Consider the following 16,348-nt stretch of genomic DNA (forward strand, 5'->3'; position numbering starts at 1 on the left):
CGTGGACGGGCAAAGACTTCCCGGTAACACTTTCACCCCGCTGTGCGAATCATTAAAAGCCGGTAAGCATTACCTACGTGTATGAACGACACGCTTTCTCTCAGAGGCTCCCATGGCCATTGATGAGGACACCCTCGAAAGCTGGACGGACCCGAAACGAGCCGCCCTCCAGTCCGCGCAGGACACCCACACGAAGATCCGGAACGCGCTCAACGACAGCGATACGTTAGACGACATCGACTTCCACGACTTCCTCCAGGGCTCGTATGCGAACAACACGATCATCCGCGACTCAAGCGACGTCGATATCGTCGTTCGCCTCGACGAGTTCGAGTACTTCAATCTCCACGACCTTGACCCGGAAGATCAGGAGGACGTGGACGTCGAGGATTTCGACTACGGCTACGACGAGTTCCGCGACGACGTGCTGAGCGTTCTACAGGATACATATCCCGAGGGGACGTTCGACCCGTCCGGGAATGCGATAGAGGTCTCCGCGCCGGGGCTCCCACTCGACGCCGACGTCGTGGTCTGCGTCCAGTACAAGCACTACTACAACTATCCGCAGGGTTACTACGAGGGGATCGTCTTCTGGCCGACCGACTCGATCTCCTCGGTCGTGAACTACCCGACGCGCCACCGAGACCACGGGTCGGACAAGCAGGACGACACCGACGACCGGTTCAAGGAGACGGTGCGGATGTTCAAGAACGCCCGCAAGGAGATCGTCGCGGACGGCTACATCACTGACGATATCGTTGCGTCCTATTTCATCGAGTGTCTCCTCTACAGAGTGCCACCGGGCCGGTACGTCGACGACCTCCAGGAACGGTATCTCAAGATCGCCTCCTACCTGCAGGAGACCGACTACTCCGACTGGCGGTGCCAGAACGGCGTGACCGATCTCTTCGGCAACGGGTCGACGAAGTGGGACACCTGGCACGCCAAGCTGTTCATCGATGCTCTGGAAACGTACTGGGAGAACGCCGAGTCCAATAGCATGAATGCACGTCTATTCCAGCGATAACGAGTTCCGGTCGACGTTCCTGGCGATCCTGGGCGTGATCGCGTTCGTCATCGTGTTTGTATTGAACGTCTATGTCTTCCCGTGGCTCTACCAGCAGGTTCCGTTCGAGATCCCGCCGCTGATCGTTCCGGGGCTGGCCTTCGGAGTCGTACTTGGGCTGATCCATCGAGTGTTCGACCGGCGGTTATGGAACAAGCCCTGGATGCCCGATCTCATCGTCGCCGTTCCCGATCTGACCGGTCACTGGGAGGGCGAAATCAAATCCAGCTACGATGGCGAGATTCCGGACGACTACCTCGCTGACGGCGGGCACCAGCCGATGTCGGCAACCCTGGATATCGAGCAGACATGGAGCAAGATCATTGTTCACTTCGAAACCGAGCGGTCACCCTCGGTCAGCACGGGTGCCAGTTTCCAGACCGACGGAACGCTACACACAAAACTCGCCTATCTATTCGAAAACGAAGGTGCAGACGTCGATGAGCAGGCGGAAGATGAAGGGCCATACGACGGAACGGCGCGACTCACATACCGGGAGTCAGAGGACCGTTTGGCGGGTTACTATTACACTGGCCCTGCCCGTGCTTCTGAGCAGGGTGGTAGCCAGAAAACGACGTATGGCACGATGGTGTTCACTCGCGAGAGCGACGAACCCCGGAAGTGAAACCGATTATCCGGACTATCGGTCAGCCGCCGACGCGACAGCTCCGTCTTCGATCAGCGTTGCTCGACCGTTACCGACGACTCATCACAACAGAACAGGTGGCTCAGGTCAGGCTAACTGGCGATGCCTTGTGAGGTACTGAGTTTCTTTCCCACAGCTGTCTTAATGACTAGGCCAAGAACCGCCTATCCTCGTATTTCTCCTCGCCCACACTGAGTCGAACGGTGCGATCGAACTATGTCCACACACCTCCCGACGAAGATCTTCTGCCACTGGTCGACGATGGTCGACACTACGACCAACGTCGCCATCGACTCGAACGACCAGTCCCATCGCGTCGTCATCCGCGAATGGCCCGACCGCCTCCAAACCGACGTCGTCCACGAGCAGCGCGTTGGCGCAGGCGACGACTGGCAGGCCGCGGATCTCGAGGAAGTTCACCCACTCGTCCATCGAGGCGAAACCACGCTCTGTACGTGGACAAAAACGCGCTACGACCGAGGGATCGCGATGGCGAGCCACCGGAACGACACCGAGCATCGCATCGTTATTCGTACTATTGAAGCCGACAACGGCTTCGAGGTTGTTCACGAGCGTCGCGGGTCCAGCGAGGACACCTGGACGGCTGTCGACGACCATCAGATCACAGCCTAGCCACACCCAGACAGATGCCACGAGACAGATTCATCGGCAACAGCCCTGAGGACGCCCTCGAAGCGTTCATCGACGGGTGGTGTCGCGAGCACGAACGAGACAGCTACAGTTACGCGTACAAGCACAAGCGAATCACCGAGGATCCAGAGGATAAGCCGAACACCGACGCGAAGTTCCGATTCACGCGAACAGAGACTTTCTACTCGCCGACCTATCGGACGTACAAAGGCTACATCTACGAGACACACGACGGTCGGTACGCGGTCGAGCACTGGGACAGTCATGTCGATCGTAACACGCCGCCGCCGAAGCCGCCAGGGAAGACACCGGGCCGCCTTCGCGGGCGGCGACCGCGCGACACGCGATACTGATCGAGGCTGATATCATCGAGTTCGATACCGACGGCCAACGTAGAATCCCCCGCCTCAAGCGCGAGATAGTCGTGGCCGAACCCATCGCGTAGCGACCTACGGACTCGGGCGAACGCTGTCAGGGAGACTCGGGACACGGTCGCGAAGCTCAGTGAGGCAGGTTTCGAGGATTGCCATCGGATTCGAATCTGTGAAGGATGCAGACTCACGGTGCGGTGCTGGCCACGCATCGTGGTCAACTTGGAAATGACTTGGGCCGAGCTTTTCGTGGGTTTTGTCCTGATGCCAGCCACATGACCACGGGGTCCCGGGTTCATTATACTGAATGCGGAACTCATCGCGCTTGGAATTGGGGCGCCACTCGAATTCAAGTGTCGCGTCGCCAGCGTCCGTGTTCTGGTCAAAAAAGACCGCGCGATCGAGGGTCGATACGAGACGGACTGGCCGCATCGGACTTGGTTTGGCTTCTACGGTCGTCACGCCAGCTTCCCGTTGAAGTCGATTTGTGACTCGTTTGTGGACCTCGTATCGGTGGAGATGCGTGTCTCCAGAAATCGGTGGATTTCCCATTTTACTGTCACCGAGTCAGTTGGCGGAGGCAATACGACTCTCACGAGTCGCCTCAATCGTATCATAGAGCTGAATCGCTTGCTTAATGAGCATCGCTTGGTGCTCATAGTAGTCCCAATCCTCCGCGTCGTGGCGCCGCTGCTGGCGTTCGGATGCCGGAAGATCATCACCGACGGTCGCCCGAAGTTCGTCAGCGGACTCCACATCGTACTCCTCTTTCCACTCGTCGATATCGTCCCGGATTGCATCTAGTTCAGCCGTGAGTTCGTCTTTTCGATGGTCGTTGACGAGGTCACGGATCTGATCGAAATACTGGGTGACTGGATCTGGATAGTAGCGGGTCTCGCGGCCCCGCTGGATCGTCGCGAGTTTATCCGCTTCGACCAGTTGCGTGAGATACTTTTCAGCCGTGTTTCGGGCAACCCCAGCAGCCTCAGCGATCTCTCCCGCATTTTTTGGTTCACGAACCGTCATCGCAACCTCCCGAATCCGGGCGACCTTTGCCGTGTGATCCGTGGTTCCAGAGTCGCTCATACACGTATTCGGATCTCCAGCACCATTACTGTTTTGAATCCTAGTTCAAAATATTGAATTAGTCTTGTTTTTCGCCCGCATACCGACGAACGGGCCTCGCATCCATCGCTGCGACGCCGTTCGAAGAGGAGATTCACTATGATCGACTTCGAGTCCGCAATCCAGTCAACACTCATCCAGCTCAACGACGAGCATAGCCACACCGAGCTCGACCCCTACACTTTCCACCCGAGTCAGCTCGCGAAGTGCCCCCGCCAATGCTACAACTCAAAACTCGGTCTTCTCGACCATACCGACGCGCTTGGCACCTTCCACACGGGAACCACCATCCACGAGTTTATGGAAAACGAGGTCATCCCAGACCTCGACGTCGAAACCCAGCGCGAAGTCGCAATCGAGATAGAGGTGGACGGGCTTACGATCATCGGCCATGCCGACCTGTACGAGCCCGGCACCAACACTGTCTACGACTACAAGTCGCGAGCCAACTGGTATCGGTTCAATCCACCCATCGAGCGCCATCTAGATCAGATCAATCTCTATATGAAGGCGCTTGGTGCGTCTCAGGGCCAGATCGTGTACCTCGCGAAGTCCGATCTCGAAGTTCGGACGTGGCCACCGGAGAGCGCCGGCATTGATGCCTTCGGTCCCGATCCGGGGCGCGTCCAGGACCTTCTCGAGAAAGGCAAGCACATCGCAGCCACAATTATCGACGAAGGCTACCCGACGAGCAAAGAAAATATTCCCTTCAAGACGTGCGACTGCTGGCTCTGCGAGAAGGAATCCCTTCGCTTCGATCATCTCCAAATGGATGCTGATTCGACCGACGCGTGCAACGCACTCGGAGTAGAAGGCGACGATACAACGGACTTTGAATCGGCTGAGGAAGACAACAGCGGGGACGCCACAAGTAGTAGTGGAGTCTCCCAATCTCCTGCTGACGTCTGAACACTATCATCTACCGCCCCAATTCTCATCTGCCTCCGGCCGACCACTTCGATGAATTCTATCGAGAACTCAGATTAGCTCAGTAATCCAAGATCGTTGAGTCGATTTTCGATGTTTACCAGGGCTTTTTCAGCGTCATCGAGTTGTGTTCCACCAGTGATGACGAGTTTCCCACTTCCAAAGAGGAGTGCGACCACGTCCGGGTCATCGAGTCGGTAGACAAGCCCCGGGAACTGTTCAGGTTCGTATTCGACGCTTTCGAGGCCCAGACCGATCGCGATCGCATTCAAATTGAGTGTGTGGTCGAGATCCCCACTCGAGACAATATTCTGAATTTCAATCTTCGGCGATGCTGCGACATCGACCCCCAACTCGCGGAGTTCGTCGAAGACGTGCTTAAGCGCAGTCGTCACGTCATCAACGCTGTTTGCTCCCGTACAGACGACTTTTCCCGAGCGGAAGATGAGTGCTGCGGCTTTTGGATCGTGCATCCGATACACGAGTCCCGGGAAGTTATCGGGGTCGTAGTCGGTCGCTCCTAAATCCCCAGAGAGCGTTTCGAGGTCGAGTTCTTGACCGATATCGGACGAGGCAACGACGTTCTCGACTTGAATTGACTCCGTTGTCATACTCATAGGGATATCTACCAGTCACGAGTGTCTTAAAAACAGGTGGGTGAATTCGAGCGATGGGGGTAGTACTTTCTGACCGAGCTAGAGGTCGCGGGGCTGGACAGTTTTTCGATCGTTTTCCTCGGCACGCCGGGCTGCATCTTCGAGTACTTCAGTTACTTCGTCGTCCAGTGCTTCGTAGAAATCCGCCGAGACGTTGTGGTCGTTGAGCGCTTCTTTCACGGCCGATTTGACAATCAGGTCTGCCATACGCTCGGGTTGTTCTCTCGTCCTCTGTATAAACATACAGATATCTGACTCGGTTCCTCTAGGAGTGTTCACGGCCACTTTCAGGGCAACAGACGTATTCAATAGCACTACGTATCAAGTAGTAGGACGATGCACGATCTGACTGGATTCCAACGGGACCTCCTGTACGTGATCGCTGGCCTTGATGAGCCCCACGGCCTCGCCATCAAGGAGGAACTCGAAGACTACTACGAGAAAGAGATCCATCACGGCCGACTCTACCCGAACCTCGACACGCTTGTTGAGAAGGGACTCGTCGAGAAAGGCGAGAAAGACCGGCGAACGAACGTCTATACGCTCACGCGTCGTGGCCGTCGTGAAATTCAAGCTCGACGCGAGTGGGAGTACCAGTACGTCGAACCCGCAGAGTCCGCTCCTGCATAGATACGCTTAAACAGCCAATCAAACCTATCGAACGAAGTTTACTCCCCTCCACCATTATATCCATTCAGATGCACGACGAGGCGTTCTTCGAACAGCTACGGTCAATCTGTTCAGATGCTGTTGATGCGTACCGGAAGGAGTACCCGGACGCACCACCCCTAACCGAGTCACTCCTACAGAGTTCCGATGATCCTCTCGCAAGCGAGGCTGACCTTCACGAACGCTTCGATGAACTCACGCGATTTTACGACGATCTTCTCGATGTCGATTCCACACCGTACCGCGAGATGTGGCGTGAACATCTTGTGTACGACTGTTCGCGTAGGGAGCGTCTCGCACTCCTCACGAGCGATCTGCCGGCCTCATTGACGCTCGTGTTCATCGGCGGGCGATATTCCGCGCGGACGGGCAGAATCGGCGTGAGCCCCGGGCAGCTCCCCGAGACGACGGCGTACACGTATTTAGCGTCGGAGTTGTGCCACGCGTATCAGCACCAGTTCGACTCACCAACGTGGAAACACCCGTACCTGCAGGAAGGTTTCGAGCAGGCAGTGTCAGTCCGTACGCAAGCACATTTCGCCACTGAGCTACAGTACGACTTCTTGACTCATCTCGCGGAGAGACAGCATACGAAGACGCTCTTGGAGGGCGTCCTTGCCCACGGAACGCGTCGAGGCGGGATCACACCGGCAGCTGTTCGTGAACTCGGTGTTACCGACGAGGAGCTGGCTGCACTTCGATCTCATCGTTTGTGGCGACCTCTCGGATATCTTCGCCCACGGTACTTGTGGAGTGATGTTGCATTCCTCCCCGAATACGCCCTTTTCGGCTCATTGCTCCTTGTGAGTGAGGCAGCGGACATCTCGGCTCCCTATGCCCGGGCGTTCCACGGCAACCACCCGTGGACATCAGTTATCGACGAAATCACTGCCTCAACACCCGGCTGGCTCTGGCGTCTCTATCATCAATAACAACCATCCTGACGGACGAAGGCGAGTCTTCAGCTAGCTTATCGACCTGTTCAAGGTCCTACTCCTAGGGACCAGCGGCTGTCCTCAATAGGTTTCATCGTGGCGTAATTCCGATGGGGATCATAGCGTGACTGATCGAGAAACCAATTCCAGGAGAGCAATTATGCTCGACTCGCTCTGTTACTGTGGATACTGTTATCGGTATGGATTCCACTCGTAGACAGTTTCACCATCATCTGTCTCGGAGGCTTGATAATTGACTGAGTGGTCCCAGCCACCATGTCGCCAGAGCTGATCGAACGTCTTCCGCATCACATCCGGGACATCGACATCTGGATTGTCGATTTGGACGCGATTTAACCGTATCTCGTCCTCGGTGAAAGGTCGCACATTGCTGGGTGGTCGGTTTGATCCACTTGGTCGGGAAAGTGTGTACCCCTCGGCACCCAGTATGCTGACGTACACATAGTAGGGCGGGTAGATGTCTGCTTCGTCAAACGTCCCGAGAGCAGTGTGGACGAAGTTCGCTATGAGTCGATCAATAGATGTCCGGAGTTGGGGGTTGTCGCTGGGATACAGAGCTGTGAAGATACCTTCAGTCCACCCGTCCCGATGGATAGCAGTGTATCGCTCCCTGTCGGTGCCATCATGGAAGCGTCGATTATTTTCGGTGATCTTCACCTTCGGTCGTGTTACAGCGTATGCATCACGTTTTTCGAACTGAGGTGGATGGGGGAGGTCGCCTGCATACCGGTCGTGATGGTCGTCAACGGCTTCCTGAGGAATGACATGGACGACAACCAAGGCAGGGTCCTCGACAATTGTCCCATCGGGAGCTTGTCGGCGCTTCACACGATCCAGCAAATCCTCATAGAGATCATCTACTTCTGACTCAATGTCTACGAACGGTCGATTGGGGTCGACACGGAGGTGTTCCCGGATCAGATCGTTGTTCTCACGATCGCCCACCAAGCTATTCCGGATTTTCGAGAAGTCCCAAACCGTCGTGGGGATTCCCCATTCCTCGTGGAGCTCCTCTTCAACCCGATCCCGTTTGGTCGTACTGGGGTCTTGTGTTGTGGCGAAAATGTAGAAGTCAAAGTCACGATCGAAGTTCTCAACAGCTGTTTCGATGTCGTCGTGGGCTTTCCCGACCCAATTGTCTTTCTGCACAGAGCAATGAAGGATCCCGTCTCGGTCACCATCTAGGAGGAAGGCGTCGCGACCGCCATCGGGACCGCTTGTCCCCGTTGGATCCACTGTGTACCCTTCCCGCTCCAATAAATCATGCATCAACCGCTCAAACCGGTCACTGCCTAGTGCTTGAAGAGCGACCTCAATTCGGCTGTTCGACATAGTTGTGTATCCTCTTTGTTTTGGTTAGTTGTATAGACTTCTTTGAGGATATCGACTTGAACGCTGTTTCCGAGCTGAAGACGCCGTTATATTCATTTGTAGGGCCATGGATCTACGGTATTCCCCTGCTGTAGCAGCTCTTCTCGTTCAGTCATACGTGGATGCTAACTCGGGATGCACCTATTTGTTCTATCGGTAGAAATTCCCAGTCAATTGGAATTTCTAACCCGACTACTATTCACACACCCCATTCTTCCCTCCTCAGATACATCAGATATCGCAGTCACCACAGAGCCGTCACGTGGGGAACATCAGCAATCTCAGATATGGCAGATATATCAGTATGGGAAGTCGGCCATCATTGAGCTATCTATCTCATTTTCAGACACCTCAGATATATCAGTTATCTCAGTTACACTACTTACGGACCAGCTATCAGTTATCTCAGATACCGTAGTGAGATGGCGTGTTTACGGGAATAGTGTTAGATGCGTCAGATGTCTCAGATACACCAGCTAGGTTTCTCCCGAGAACTTCTCAACCTGTCTTATCCCTCGATCAGTCTTCTCAGATACGTCAGATACAGCAGGTACGTCTGACAAACAATTATATCAGACGCCTCAGATACATAGGTCATATGACGCAGATAATCGCCATCTCAAATCAAGCAGGTGGGGTCGGAAAGACCACTACCACTATTAACCTCGGTGGTGCGCTCGCGAACCAAGGCCACGATGTCCTCCTCATCGATGCCGACCCGCAGGGAACCCTCACCGAAGGCACGGGCTTCCGTGACCTCTACGATCAGAAGATCCCATCTCTCCACCAAGTGATGGTCGAACCAACACGCACCGAGGAGATCAATGAGATTATCGAGCATCACGACGAATTCGACGTCATTCCGTCCAACAAAGCAATGGACGGGCTCAAAGATATGCTCGTCACTCAGGTCGCAAACAGCGAAATGCGACTTAAAATTGCCGTCGACGAGCTTGACCACGACTATGATTTCATCCTCATTGACTGCCCGCCTGATCTCAGCCAAATCCTTGATAATGCCCTCCTCACCGCCGAACAAGTCCTCATCCCCGTCGAGCCAACCCGACGTTCCATCCGTGCGATCGAGAAGATGAACGAGGAGATTGCCTACCTCTCAAACAGTTTCCCGGGCCAAATCGACACCATCGATATCCTCGGGATTGTCATTAACGCCGTCGAGAGCGTCCAGAACAACGATACTAAGCAGATGATCGAGTTCTTCAATGACGCTCCATATGACGTCTTTCAGGTGCCTGAGCGCGTCGCCATCCGGCGTGCTTGGAACAACGGCGTCTCCATCTTCCTCCACGAGGACGACGCGAAGACTGAGGACGCACGCGAAGCCTACACCGAGATAGCGAAAATGCTCGAACGTCATACTACGGAGGTGGAAGCATGAGCAGCAACGACGGCGACGATGACCTCGAGGAGCGGAAAAGCGACGTTTGGAGTATGGACGAAGTTCGAGGCGGCGGTACAGAGACGAAAGACACAGAAGATACCTCAGATACAGCCGACGAAGAATCGGCATCCACTACGTCCGACACCGCAGAACCCGCAGATATCTCAGATACCTCAGAAATGGGAGATACCTCAGATATATCTGGTGACGAACCCGCGTCCACTACGTCCGATAGCGGTAGCGACGAAGACACAGCAGATACGTCAGATACATCAGACACGTCAGATGAGATCGACGACACCGCTGTTGAAGCCGACGGAGAGACCGTCCGGCAGATGGCACTCGACGCAGACGCGAAGGGCCTTGTTGTTCGCGACCTTCACAACGTGAACGTCTACCTCTACGAGAGCGTCTATCAGGAGATGCGTGTGAAGTACAAGGAACTCGATACCGAGTATTTCGCCGCACACGGTGAAGATCTCTCGAAGAACAAGGACTTCTTCAACGCCGTCTTTCGGGCTGGGCTTCAGAGCCCTCAGCTGAAAGAAGAACTCGAGATCGACTGACTGCTCTCGTCGGATCTATTCCCCAAAATTCGAGAGAAGGAGCTCGTATTCCTCTGTTTCAGGTCTTAGCGTATCCGAACCCTACGTCACTGGACACCGGGTTCTTCTCTGAATAAGCCCTCAAGATCCTCTCGGATCTCCTCACGGCGATGCCGGCGCTTCTCCGCTTCTGAGAGGTAGTTATCCAACACGACCTCCGCTGACTTCGACCCCTGCTCCTCAGCGACATCTGCAAACCGCTCGGCCACACGACGCACCGCCTCTCCGTACGCCGTGTACCAATATCGTCGCCCCATCTTTGGCGTCGGGACCTCCCCATCGACAGTCACTCCAGCGCGTTCTGCAAGGTTCTTGAATCGACGTCGAACCGTCGACGTCGATAGGTGCCCGCTCTCCGCAGATGAAGACGGGAACACAGCGCCCATCCAGTCGTCGCCCGCCTCCTCAACGACGGTGTCGATCCGTGCGGTTGCATCTTCAACACCCGTGAGGAGTGCGACCGTCCCGGGTCCGTTCTTCCGCTCACTCCCGAATTCGATGTACGGTCCGGCCTCCGTGTCGTCTTCTGGTGGATCGAGAACCAGCTGATCAACGCGTAGCGACGCAACCTCGCTCGGTCGAAGCCCCCACCCGCAGACCCCGATCACGATGAGGCAGTCGACCGGATCGGTGGCTGACTGATAGAGTGTTCGTATCTGATCAGCCTCAAGAGCCTGATTGTCCCACTCAGGCGTCGAATCCCACCCAAAGCGACGTTCCAGCTGGTCGGTCGGGTTGTGACGTGCACCCTTGAACGTCACCTGATGGGTGTAGAACTGCCGAACTTCCTGGACGTACTTCCGTCGCGACGCGTGCGTTGTCAGCGTATCCTCGCGGCGACGCAGGACGTCGAACGTATCCGCGACGCGATCCATCTCGTCGGCCCGCGCAGCGTCGTCGTGAAGCGGTCCTAGCAAATCATCGGTGCCATTGACGTCCTTGTACGTCCGGACGTACAGGCGGAGCGCAGAGCGGCGTGTGGCGACCGTCGACTCCGCCCGTCCTTGCCGTTCGCGTAGCTCGACGAGGTAGTCTTCGAGGGCGGTACGCGTCTCATCGTCGTCGACGAAGTCAAACGGCCCCTCCTCCGGCTTGGACTCAATCGGAACGTCGATCCTCTCGTAGAAGTCACCCGGTGAGAGGTCGAATCGCCGCGAGAGATGTTTGATGAATCCCGGAAAATGCGATTCGATCCACGAATAGGTGGGGGTTTCGTGCTCAGGAGCGAGTCCCTCGGCGCGCATCTGCGGCGTAATCTCGTCGTGGTAGAAGGCCTCGGCGTCCTCGAGGTCCATCGTGCTGTAGCGTGGAGTGTCGGTCGTCTCGGTCATAGTGTTCGTGTAGTCGTCGCGGTCGGTGAGAGACTCGAATGTGAGCGCGAGGGAAATCGCCAGCAGGAGCGGACGTGCTCCGTGCAGTAGCGATTCTAAGTCTGGTGGTTTCGGTGGATAGAGCGTTTCGTTCGACTCACTTATAGGTTGTCCCTTACTGTTTTCCACGTGAGAAAACGGCAACCGGACAATACTCGTCACAATAATACACCACGGGAATAAACTGTATAGCGCTATATCCAAATTTGACTCTGTGGTTCCCACAGTTTCGGAGGATAGGCCAGTTTTGGAGTAAATCTGCGTTGGCTCGTGGTTTTCTCGGCGGTCAACGGCCGATATCGAATCGATATAGGCGTAATTCTCGGATAAGCGTGAGAAATTGCGTGGATTCTGGAGATGCAAAGCAGCGTTGCCACTCCCGAACAGCGGACTCAGCGGGAGTCAACCGGTTAGTCGGGCGGGATCAACGCCGAGACGACGATCTCGACGCATTCGCCCGCGGTCAACACGGGCGCATACTCCATCTCGCCATCGACCCCCGCTTTCAGCAGGAAGTCCGTGAGTCGCCAGATATTGTACAAGAGTACCGCGAACACGAAGTAGAACAAGCGAACGCGGTAGTCCTTCGAGGACGTCTTCGCGAGGAAGTCTCCCTTGATGCTCTTGTACTCGTTTTCGATCTGCCAGCGACGACTGTACCGGCGACAGAACGTCTCGGCCTCATCCGGCCCGACTCGGAGATTCGTCGCGAAAACGGTCGTCCCCTCGCCGCTCGTCGACGGCGCGTACAAGAATCGCATCGGGTGTGAGCCTGCTTCGACGTGCACGGACGCCGATTCTACAGCTACATCTTGGTCGTCTTCGTCCATTCGCTCGATTACTTCGCGTTCGGAGCTGGTGACCCGTTTCGGGATGAGGTAGTTCACACCGAGGTTCGAGAGGGTCTGGAAGACACGCATCGAATCAAATTCACGGTCACAGAGGACCGTCTCGATCGGAACGTGTTCCTTCGCCCGTTGAACGAGTCGCCGCACGGTACGATGGATCTGATTCGGCGGGTTCTTATCCCACGCTGAACTCTCGCGCACTGGCTCGACCGCAAGGACAAGTGGGATGTTCCGCCCGATGATCGAGAGGGTCGCAAACTTGAACGCCCGCCCCTCGCCGTCTTTCGTGCCGCTCACCATTGGCATCTCCTCGACATCCCCGTAGTAGGGAACAGTCGTGATGTCGATCGCAGCGGTCACTGGCCGGCGGAACGAGGATTCGGAGGCGATGACCGAGAGTAAGCGATCAGTCGTTTCATTAAACCCATCCACAAGTTCTTCAGGTTCGAATTGTTTGACAGCGCGGAGGTGAGTGTCCCCATGCGGCCCATACTCCTCACCGCGTCGATACTGAAAGCGTGCGGCTCCTTGTGCGGTGCCGCACCGAACCATCCCCATGAAGGTCTGCAACTCGAAGAACTGTGTGTCCTCGTAGGACGCGTTCGCACCACGCCCAGAGTCGAAGTAGCCAAAAGCGTGATCGCGCGCGAGCCGTGTCGTCTGAAGAATTTCGTCCTGGGAGAACAACTCTTCTTTTACTGAGTCTTCCTCTACTGGAGCTTCTTCGACGATCTCCTTCTTAGGGCGCACTTCGTGCGCAGGGATGTCGAAATCATGGACTTCTTTGACGACGAAGTGAGCTGCAGTCTGCACGAACTCCTGGACAGCGTCGTCGAATCGATTCCGCCACGCTCGCGAGAACGCTGATTCGCCGGGCACGCGACTGAAGCCCAAGCTGGAAGCGACTTCGGGGTGCCGCGTCAGCCGTCGAGTGAATGCGGCGTACGACTCACCCGTAATCTCCATGAAAACGAACGAGAGAACCATCGCACGAAAGGAGAGCGGGCCAGGGTGCCACGCCGGATAGCCATCTTCAACTGAATCAATCGAATGGTCTAGGTTCTCGAACGCGGTGACGAGGTCGGACTCATGGAGATCGTTTCGAATGGCTATCCCGAGCTGGTACGCTTCACACAGATAGCGCATTCGCGGACTCTCACGAGAATGCGAACCGCTAGAACCACTCATGCGAGGTACTGAGAAAGATTACAAAATCAACGCTTCGAGAGCTTGGTAAGGGTTTGCGGGTGGTCTGTAACTGAGCGTTTCAGGTCATCACATACCTATGGGCGAGACGGATTGCAGAAATGAAAAAGAATCATTCGTGTGATGGTACCCTCAGCAAGTGATGTTCGGGTTGAACTTGGCAAACTGTCCGTTAGGATTCTCGGAGAATAACCAACCGTGGAGTCCGTAATGGCGTGGTTGGTCTGGGTAGTGGCCTTCCATTGGCCCCTTGAGGGTCATCCGATCTTCCTCACCGAACAGTTCCGGAGGCTCATCGGTCGATTCAGCCGGTACAAACCACTCTGCACCGGCCAGTTCAAGTTCTCCGCTGGTAGTCTTTTGGTAAAAGAGAACTTGAGGTTGGTCGTAGGAGAGCTCCGTAAATTCAGGATTGACAAACGGTTTTCCTAATTTGTCTATACACACATCTAAATTCTGATAACCATCATCTAACGCTTTCTGGGAAGACTGGTACTTCTCCAGAACAGATTTGGTGGTCTTGATGTTCACACCTGAACCGCTTTGGGCATTACTATTCGAAGCATCAGTACATCCAGCAAGGCTAGCAGCAACTGTACTTCCGATAACACGTAGGACGTTTCGACGCTTCATGATTAGAGTATCGTATCGCTGTTCAAAATAATGTTGGAAACCACAAGAGCGGTTTTAGTGATGAAAAGATGAGGGGCGTTACTGGTAAATTAGCACTCATTAGTCATGTAGTCGTTGATCGTTGACACCGCACAATTAGAATACGTAGACACGGATTCTTGTGGAGAACCGGAGTCCTCACACTGAGGGCCTTCGTTGTCAAACATGTAGGTCACGAGGCCGTCCACAGTGTTCACGGAATCTTCCGGGTGTTTTGCACCGTAGATATGTCCCGGTTCCATGCCGAGGTAATGTCGGATACCGATTCCGTTGGTGTCGAAGGAAGGAAGATGACCGCCGGTCGCAGCCTCGTAATCAACGAGAGCCGTTTTGTTGTCCTCGGTCCATCCATTAATGCCACCGACGAAGGCACACCCATAGTAATCGCCATCCCAGTAGTGATCTAGGACGACACACCCATCGTTACTTCCGTAGTAGTCGAAGTTGTTCTTGAGCCACTCGTCAGCCTCCACGAGCCGGTCACCCGACTGTCCGCAGGTAGTGGTAGCGCTGACTGGAACCTCGAGGTTCCACGTGTTTGCTACGGGATCGGTACTGACCTCGTTCCAGACGTTGTTCTTGAACCACGCAGCTTCTTGATCAAGCTTTGACTCAGCGTTACTTCCGTAGTGATTGTAGAAGTCATCCGTGCCGAAGAAATCCCAGATGCAGGTCATTATTGGCACCTCCTCTGACCGAAGAGCGGACCATGGTCGTAATTACGATGCACGACGAACAGATCGCTGTTTGGGACGGATTCGACTTTCATATTGTCTGCTGCGATGTTTCCTTTGAGAATCCCGAGTATCGGATACTCCGGGATGTCCGGTATGACGGCTACCTTCGGCGCTCCGAACAGATCAAGAGTTCCGTTATTTCGAACGGTAAGCTCGGGAGTTACTGTGGTCTTTTCGGTCCCAACGACAGGACGGACTGTGTAAGTCCCCTCATGGCCGGGACGTTTGATCTCTCGTTCTACCGGATCCCCGTATTTCTTGACTGTCACAGTCTGTTCAGAAAGTCCCTGAGTTGCTTCCGACTCCGGGGAAACACGTAGGACTGGATTGCCATCCTGGGACACGACTGCGGTCCCTCCCTCCATCTTGACGTCGAATGTGAATGGAGTGTAACCTTCGACGGGCTGAAGCTGAGTTACGCTTTTGCCGTCGTAGTCGCTCTGCTGGTAGAGCATCTCTGTCTGTTGGAACCCAGTCTGATCAGAGAACCGGGTGATATTCAACGGACTTCGGAGGAGGGCGTTGTGGGGGCCTCGAAGCTCCGCTGGATCGACTCTCAGAAGGAAAAGCCGATTCTTGTGCGTGTACGTGTTTGGAACCGCATTCGCAGGACTAACTCTCGGGATTCGATCTGATGCCGCAGGGTGGTTGATCTTTAGGTCAACCACCGTTTTCTTGCCTTGCTTAAGATCGGATTTACTCCGATCACCCTCCCGAAGGTCGAACATCGGTAAGGTAGCGAACGCGCCGGCCATCCCGGACTTCTTGAGAAAATCACGGCGTGTGTTTTCTCTATTGCCTTTCATTGGTGTAGATTGCTGTGTCATGTCTGTGTCTCCTTTCCCGGTTATGAGTTGGTGTCGGACCCAACTGTGGGCGGACTTCAGTTTCGTTGTTTGAGGGTTGTGCGTGCACGTGGTTGTCATCTGGCATGTGGACACACCACACCCGGCACATAACCGGCGGTTGTATTCATCTCACCGACTGATGAATTCTTCATGAGATGAGGGGTGCCCCCAGTTGATTGTACCCCCTCCCAATCCATACCCCCCTCCCCCACAGGTTGACCC

The 16,348-nt window shown here is 55.1% G+C and carries 18 protein-coding genes; 9 read left to right on the forward strand and 9 right to left on the reverse strand.

All coding sequences use genetic code 11. The features are described 5' to 3' along the window. The first annotated feature begins 112 nt into the window (after positions 1-112). The 4 genes from EDM04_RS13730 to EDM04_RS13745 all read left to right on the forward strand — a co-directional run bounded on the left by EDM04_RS13730 (position 113) and on the right by EDM04_RS13745 (position 2,716). The gene (locus EDM04_RS13730) at positions 113-1,027 is read left to right on the forward strand and encodes a nucleotidyltransferase (protein ID WP_123623042.1); all 915 of its coding nucleotides are present in this window, start codon (positions 113-115) and stop codon (positions 1,025-1,027) included. After that, positions 1,005-1,691: a hypothetical protein gene (locus tag EDM04_RS13735; protein ID WP_123623044.1), complete on the forward strand. Its 687-nt coding sequence runs from the start codon at positions 1,005-1,007 to the stop codon at positions 1,689-1,691. Before EDM04_RS13730 ends, EDM04_RS13735 begins: the two co-directional genes overlap by 23 nt. 237 nt (positions 1,692-1,928) lie before the next feature. Continuing rightward, positions 1,929-2,345, forward strand: coding sequence for a hypothetical protein (locus tag EDM04_RS13740; RefSeq protein ID WP_123623046.1), 417 nt, complete (start codon positions 1,929-1,931; stop codon positions 2,343-2,345). 14 nt (positions 2,346-2,359) lie between these two features. After that, complete coding sequence (locus tag EDM04_RS13745) at positions 2,360-2,716, forward strand: hypothetical protein (RefSeq protein WP_123623048.1); 357 nt, start codon at positions 2,360-2,362, stop codon at positions 2,714-2,716. A 585-nt stretch (positions 2,717-3,301) separates the two neighbouring features. Here the strand turns inward: EDM04_RS13745 and EDM04_RS13755 are convergent. Next, positions 3,302-3,820 (reverse strand): helix-turn-helix transcriptional regulator, encoded by a 519-nt coding sequence (locus EDM04_RS13755; protein WP_049984637.1) that lies wholly within the window; start codon positions 3,818-3,820, stop codon positions 3,302-3,304. A 138-nt stretch (positions 3,821-3,958) separates the two neighbouring features. Between EDM04_RS13755 and EDM04_RS13760 the strand changes: the two genes are divergently transcribed. Then, positions 3,959-4,768: a PD-(D/E)XK nuclease family protein gene (locus tag EDM04_RS13760; protein ID WP_123623052.1), complete on the forward strand. Its 810-nt coding sequence runs from the start codon at positions 3,959-3,961 to the stop codon at positions 4,766-4,768. 74 nt (positions 4,769-4,842) lie between these two features. Here the strand turns inward: EDM04_RS13760 and EDM04_RS13765 are convergent, their stop codons facing one another. Then, positions 4,843-5,403, reverse strand: a complete 561-nt coding sequence (locus EDM04_RS13765) for a TATA-box-binding protein (protein ID WP_123623054.1) — start codon at positions 5,401-5,403, stop codon at positions 4,843-4,845. A 78-nt stretch (positions 5,404-5,481) separates the two neighbouring features. After that, positions 5,482-5,649, reverse strand: a complete 168-nt coding sequence (locus EDM04_RS13770) for a DNA-binding protein (RefSeq protein ID WP_049984639.1) — start codon at positions 5,647-5,649, stop codon at positions 5,482-5,484. 129 nt (positions 5,650-5,778) lie between these two features. On the opposite strand from EDM04_RS13770, the gene EDM04_RS13775 reads away from it, so the two are divergent. Next, positions 5,779-6,072: a PadR family transcriptional regulator gene (locus EDM04_RS13775; protein WP_123623056.1), complete on the forward strand. Its 294-nt coding sequence runs from the start codon at positions 5,779-5,781 to the stop codon at positions 6,070-6,072. Positions 6,073-6,140: 68 nt separating this feature from the next. Continuing rightward, positions 6,141-7,043, forward strand: coding sequence for a hypothetical protein (locus EDM04_RS13780; protein WP_123623058.1), 903 nt, complete (start codon positions 6,141-6,143; stop codon positions 7,041-7,043). 195 nt (positions 7,044-7,238) lie between these two features. Here EDM04_RS13780 and EDM04_RS13785 read toward each other — a convergent pair whose 3' ends face one another. After that, positions 7,239-8,399 (reverse strand): restriction endonuclease, encoded by a 1,161-nt coding sequence (locus EDM04_RS13785; protein ID WP_123623060.1) that lies wholly within the window; start codon positions 8,397-8,399, stop codon positions 7,239-7,241. Between the two features lie 637 nt (positions 8,400-9,036). On the opposite strand from EDM04_RS13785, the gene EDM04_RS13790 reads away from it, so the two are divergent. Continuing rightward, on the forward strand, positions 9,037-9,837 hold the full coding sequence (locus EDM04_RS13790; protein ID WP_123538933.1) for a ParA family protein: 801 nt from the start codon (positions 9,037-9,039) through the stop codon (positions 9,835-9,837). Beyond that, positions 9,834-10,406, forward strand: coding sequence for a hypothetical protein (locus EDM04_RS13795; RefSeq protein WP_123623062.1), 573 nt, complete (start codon positions 9,834-9,836; stop codon positions 10,404-10,406). Before EDM04_RS13790 ends, EDM04_RS13795 begins: the two co-directional genes overlap by 4 nt. Before the next feature lie 86 nt (positions 10,407-10,492). Here the strand turns inward: EDM04_RS13795 and EDM04_RS13800 are convergent, their stop codons facing one another. From EDM04_RS13800 to EDM04_RS13820, 5 genes are all read right to left on the reverse strand, one after another. After that, positions 10,493-11,977, reverse strand: coding sequence for a tyrosine-type recombinase/integrase (locus tag EDM04_RS13800; protein ID WP_206424470.1), 1,485 nt, complete (start codon positions 11,975-11,977; stop codon positions 10,493-10,495). A 248-nt stretch (positions 11,978-12,225) separates the two neighbouring features. Continuing rightward, entirely contained in the window at positions 12,226-13,809 is a 1,584-nt protein-coding gene (locus tag EDM04_RS13805) for a transposase (RefSeq protein WP_123623101.1), read from the reverse strand. Between the two features lie 192 nt (positions 13,810-14,001). After that, positions 14,002-14,502, reverse strand: coding sequence for a hypothetical protein (locus EDM04_RS13810; RefSeq protein ID WP_123623064.1), 501 nt, complete (start codon positions 14,500-14,502; stop codon positions 14,002-14,004). A gap of 89 nt (positions 14,503-14,591) precedes the next feature. After that, positions 14,592-15,218: a hypothetical protein gene (locus EDM04_RS13815; RefSeq protein ID WP_123623067.1), complete on the reverse strand. Its 627-nt coding sequence runs from the start codon at positions 15,216-15,218 to the stop codon at positions 14,592-14,594. After that, positions 15,218-16,105, reverse strand: a complete 888-nt coding sequence (locus tag EDM04_RS13820; RefSeq protein WP_164471140.1) for a twin-arginine translocation signal domain-containing protein — start codon at positions 16,103-16,105, stop codon at positions 15,218-15,220. Before EDM04_RS13820 ends, EDM04_RS13815 begins: the two co-directional genes overlap by 1 nt. Positions 16,106-16,348: the final 243 nt, after the last annotated feature.

The organism is Halorubrum sp. CSM-61, from assembly GCF_003781945.1.
In the GTDB taxonomy this organism is placed as follows: Archaea; Halobacteriota; Halobacteria; order Halobacteriales; family Haloferacaceae; genus Halorubrum.

What these genes read in the sequence shown, in the direction of transcription:
- EDM04_RS13795 (WP_123623062.1), top strand. Translation starts at nt 9,834, where the DNA reads ATGAGCAGCAACGACGGCGACGATGACCTCGAGGAGCGGAAAAGCGAC.
- EDM04_RS13770 (WP_049984639.1), bottom strand. Translation starts at nt 5,649, where the DNA reads ATGGCAGACCTGATTGTCAAATCGGCCGTGAAAGAAGCGCTCAACGAC.
- EDM04_RS13820 (WP_164471140.1), bottom strand. Translation starts at nt 16,105, where the DNA reads ATGACACAGCAATCTACACCAATGAAAGGCAATAGAGAAAACACACGC.
- EDM04_RS13730 (WP_123623042.1), top strand. Translation starts at nt 113, where the DNA reads ATGGCCATTGATGAGGACACCCTCGAAAGCTGGACGGACCCGAAACGA.
- EDM04_RS13810 (WP_123623064.1), bottom strand. Translation starts at nt 14,502, where the DNA reads ATGAAGCGTCGAAACGTCCTACGTGTTATCGGAAGTACAGTTGCTGCT.
- EDM04_RS13785 (WP_123623060.1), bottom strand. Translation starts at nt 8,399, where the DNA reads ATGTCGAACAGCCGAATTGAGGTCGCTCTTCAAGCACTAGGCAGTGAC.
- EDM04_RS13755 (WP_049984637.1), bottom strand. Translation starts at nt 3,820, where the DNA reads ATGAGCGACTCTGGAACCACGGATCACACGGCAAAGGTCGCCCGGATT.
- EDM04_RS13765 (WP_123623054.1), bottom strand. Translation starts at nt 5,403, where the DNA reads ATGAGTATGACAACGGAGTCAATTCAAGTCGAGAACGTCGTTGCCTCG.
- EDM04_RS13735 (WP_123623044.1), top strand. Translation starts at nt 1,005, where the DNA reads ATGCACGTCTATTCCAGCGATAACGAGTTCCGGTCGACGTTCCTGGCG.
- EDM04_RS13745 (WP_123623048.1), top strand. Translation starts at nt 2,360, where the DNA reads ATGCCACGAGACAGATTCATCGGCAACAGCCCTGAGGACGCCCTCGAA.
- EDM04_RS13775 (WP_123623056.1), top strand. Translation starts at nt 5,779, where the DNA reads ATGCACGATCTGACTGGATTCCAACGGGACCTCCTGTACGTGATCGCT.
- EDM04_RS13740 (WP_123623046.1), top strand. Translation starts at nt 1,929, where the DNA reads ATGTCCACACACCTCCCGACGAAGATCTTCTGCCACTGGTCGACGATG.
- EDM04_RS13760 (WP_123623052.1), top strand. Translation starts at nt 3,959, where the DNA reads ATGATCGACTTCGAGTCCGCAATCCAGTCAACACTCATCCAGCTCAAC.
- EDM04_RS13780 (WP_123623058.1), top strand. Translation starts at nt 6,141, where the DNA reads ATGCACGACGAGGCGTTCTTCGAACAGCTACGGTCAATCTGTTCAGAT.
- EDM04_RS13805 (WP_123623101.1), bottom strand. Translation starts at nt 13,809, where the DNA reads ATGCGCTATCTGTGTGAAGCGTACCAGCTCGGGATAGCCATTCGAAAC.
- EDM04_RS13815 (WP_123623067.1), bottom strand. Translation starts at nt 15,218, where the DNA reads ATGACCTGCATCTGGGATTTCTTCGGCACGGATGACTTCTACAATCAC.
- EDM04_RS13790 (WP_123538933.1), top strand. Translation starts at nt 9,037, where the DNA reads ATGACGCAGATAATCGCCATCTCAAATCAAGCAGGTGGGGTCGGAAAG.